Origin of the sequence: Thioalkalivibrio sp. ALE23, from assembly GCF_000378545.1 — a bacterium.
GTDB lineage: Bacteria > Pseudomonadota > Gammaproteobacteria > Ectothiorhodospirales > Ectothiorhodospiraceae > Thioalkalivibrio.
In genome coordinates, this window is the sequence record NZ_KB900072.1 from 1 (window position 1) to 1920 (window position 1920).

Below are 1920 nucleotides of genomic sequence, written 5' to 3' on the forward strand. Positions count from 1 at the left end.
CCCCCACGAAGTCGCCATCATCGCGTGCCCTGTCACGGCTCCTCGATTTTCGCCACCCACCATTCGTCGTCGAGATTATCGGCGTAGTCGTTGGCTTCTTCGCCGTTGCCAAAGGGACCGATGTGAACAAGCCCGTCCACCGGGTTTCCGGTGATAACGATGAACGTGCCGTCCATCGGATCATCGAGTTCACCCATGGCCTCCCGGCACTGCTCGATCTGCGCCTTCAGACTCCGAGCGTCGTTGGCGTCCTCCGGCAGTTCGGGTTCATCGATCCGGCCGGCTTCGATGGCTTCGTTGACCATCTCCAGCAGGGTTTCCAGTTCTTCGGTATAACGGCTTTTCTTCATGGCTGTTCTCCTTCCCGGCTTCGGGCCGGTTTCCGTTGATCGAGATTCCACCTTAGCAAACCAATGTCCGTTGTCGATTTCTCGGTCGGCCGATCGGTGCGCCGGATGCCCGGAATGGATGCTCGCACAAACCTTTCCTAATGCTGCCCCTGCAGCAGGAAGAGGTCTGACAGGTCCGCCTTCTCCTTGTCTTTGGAAGTGCCCGACTCCGGACGGATTACCGCATCCCGTCCGTCCACCTTCCTCTCTCTTTAACTCTGGCTCATGATGTTCTCCTGAGACCGAGTGAATCGGCTATTCCTCGATCACCTCGGCTTCGATGTCGATGAAGTTGTTGGCCCACTCCTGAGCGGCCGCGTCGATCAGTTCTTCCCGCTCTTGTTCGGTTTCGCACTCGTCCCACTCGTCCTGGTCGAGTTCGATGATTTCCTCACGGGTGGCGCCGGGGAACCCGATGCTCAGCTTTGTCCGGATTTTCGGCATGTCTGACCTCCTTTCTGGTACAGTCTGGATTAGTCGGCATCCTGCAACGATTTCACTTCCGGCCATCCTTCATCTTCTTCGAAATCCTCCGTCATCCCACGAATTACGATCTCGTGAGCAGCAGTGGAGTAGGGGGTGCCGTTTTCAACCAGCTCACGACCCCGGCGCATACCCTCTTCGGTGACATCGCCAAAACCGTGCGTCGAAACGTATTCCTCGAACATGAGCGGGTCGAACTCTTCGGTTTCGCAGATGCTTTCGAAATGCTTTTCTTCGGTCATCATCGTTCCTCTTTGCGTGGCCGCAACCGACATCCGGCTGCGTTTTCTGGATTCGACATCAATGTATCAGGGGGTGTCTTTGCGTCAATTTCTATTCGGCGGTCTCTCGGTCATTTACATTGAACAAGCGGCTTATATACGTGGCGCTCATCCGCTCCCGCAAGCATCTGGACACCACCGAGATCCAGCCCTGGCTCAACCTGTTCAGCGGGGATGAGACGGAGGATGAGGACGCCATCATCCCCGATCCTGCGGAGGGGGAGGGCGCCCCGGAGGTCATCACCCCGTCGGATGCCCCGGTTCCCGAAGAACCGGCTCCATCGGCCGAGGCGGATGCTTCACCCTCTCCGGCACCGGCTCGCGCGCGTCCCCGTCGAGGGCTGACCGAGGCCGATGTCCACCGGGCCGCGGACGCCCTGACATCCAGCGGGGAACGGCTAACCCTGCGGGGGATTCGTGAGTGGATCGGCAAAGGCTCGTACACCACGATTCAGCGTCTCCTTGGAACGTGGCTGGAGCAGCATCCCGAACATCACTTCCGGTCGGCGGACGCCGAGCGTATCCAGGCACTCGAAGCGGAAGTTGCGCGCCTGGACCGGGCGCTGGAGGAAGCGGAGAAACGGGCGATCCGGGCCGAAGCGCGCGCGGAATTGGTGGAAGAACTGCGGGAGCGTCTGGAATCGGCTTCAGAGTGATTGAAAGCCCATCCCCATCCGAGTGTTCGGATGGGGTGAGGGCAGGAACCGATTCAGATACTCCGGGGCAAGTGGTCAGTCCACCTCGACCACATCCTCCATGCCGGCATC

Annotated in this window: 4 protein-coding genes; 1 reads left to right on the forward strand and 3 read right to left on the reverse strand. The window is 59.4% G+C overall.

All coding sequences use genetic code 11. The features are described from left to right. Window positions 1–32: 32 nt before the first annotated feature. The 3 genes from F573_RS0113835 to F573_RS14500 all read right to left on the reverse strand — a co-directional run bounded on the left by F573_RS0113835 (window position 33) and on the right by F573_RS14500 (window position 1114). Window positions 33–350: a hypothetical protein gene (locus F573_RS0113835; protein WP_019023085.1), complete on the reverse strand. Its 318-nt coding sequence runs from the start codon at window positions 348–350 to the stop codon at window positions 33–35. Window positions 351–644: 294 nt separating this feature from the next. Beyond that, complete coding sequence (locus F573_RS0113845) at window positions 645–833, reverse strand: hypothetical protein (protein WP_019023087.1); 189 nt, start codon at window positions 831–833, stop codon at window positions 645–647. Between the two features lie 29 nt (window positions 834–862). After that, the gene (locus F573_RS14500; RefSeq protein ID WP_231384433.1) at window positions 863–1114 is read right to left on the reverse strand and encodes a hypothetical protein; all 252 of its coding nucleotides are present in this window, start codon (window positions 1112–1114) and stop codon (window positions 863–865) included. Window positions 1115–1254: 140 nt separating this feature from the next. On the opposite strand from F573_RS14500, the gene F573_RS0113855 reads away from it, so the two are divergent. Continuing rightward, window positions 1255–1809, forward strand: coding sequence for a DNA-binding protein (locus tag F573_RS0113855; protein WP_019023089.1), 555 nt, complete (start codon window positions 1255–1257; stop codon window positions 1807–1809). Window positions 1810–1920 lie beyond the last annotated feature (111 nt).

Excerpts from the sequence above, each read along its gene's own strand:
- F573_RS0113835 (WP_019023085.1), bottom strand. The coding sequence starts at position 350 with ATGAAGAAAAGCCGTTATACCGAAGAACTGGAAACCCTGCTGGAGATG.
- F573_RS0113845 (WP_019023087.1), bottom strand. The coding sequence starts at position 833 with ATGCCGAAAATCCGGACAAAGCTGAGCATCGGGTTCCCCGGCGCCACC.
- F573_RS14500 (WP_231384433.1), bottom strand. The coding sequence starts at position 1,114 with ATGACCGAAGAAAAGCATTTCGAAAGCATCTGCGAAACCGAAGAGTTC.